This is a genomic window from Streptomyces sp. SM1 (assembly GCF_002910825.1).
Classification (GTDB): Bacteria; Actinomycetota; Actinomycetes; order Streptomycetales; family Streptomycetaceae; genus Streptomyces; species Streptomyces okerensis.
In genome coordinates this window covers 1-523 of record NZ_NEUB01000195.1, presented here as the reverse complement: position 1 = coordinate 523, position 523 = coordinate 1, and the positions used below count along the sequence as shown (strand labels likewise).

At 76.7% G+C, this 523-nt stretch carries 1 pseudogene; it reads right to left on the bottom strand.

Features of this window, described 5'->3' with window-relative positions:
- Positions 1 to 276 precede the first annotated feature (276 nt).
- Positions 277 to 523: pseudogene (locus B9S61_RS40660) on the bottom strand (zf-HC2 domain-containing protein); the annotation flags it as partial.

The following is a 523-nucleotide window of genomic DNA, read 5'->3' as shown; positions in this document are numbered from 1 at the left end:
GGGGGCGTACGCGGGGCGGGAGTGTGCGACGGGCGGTCCAGTTCGTAGTCGCCCTCGTGGGTGCCGGTGGTGGCCGGTGCCCGGGTCGGACGGGCCAGTTCGAAGTCCCCGCCGGAGGTCTCCGGAGGCACGGTCGGTTCGTCCCCCGGACGGCCCGGCTTCCCCTTGTTCATGCTCTCCCCACAGCTGGACACTGGCTCGGCGCCCTGCCGCAACGGGCCTGGGCGCGCCACCCGGAATTCAACCAGGTTCGCGCGCCCCTGCGCAGTGGACGGGTCAGCGGGCCGTGCGGGAGGTGGTGGGCGTGGGGGTCGGTGTCGTACCGGCGGTGAGGAGACCGGGGGCCCTGAGCCCCGCGGACGCCGCCCAGGCGGCCAGGGTGAGCGGCGGGGTGCCGCCCGGCGGGCGTATCAGCGGGGAGACCGCCGTCGCACCGCCGTAACCCGGCAGCAGCGGCGCGGAATCCGTGGTCGGGGCGACGGGGGTGTCCCCCAGCGCGCCCTGGCCCGCCAGCTGGCCCAGC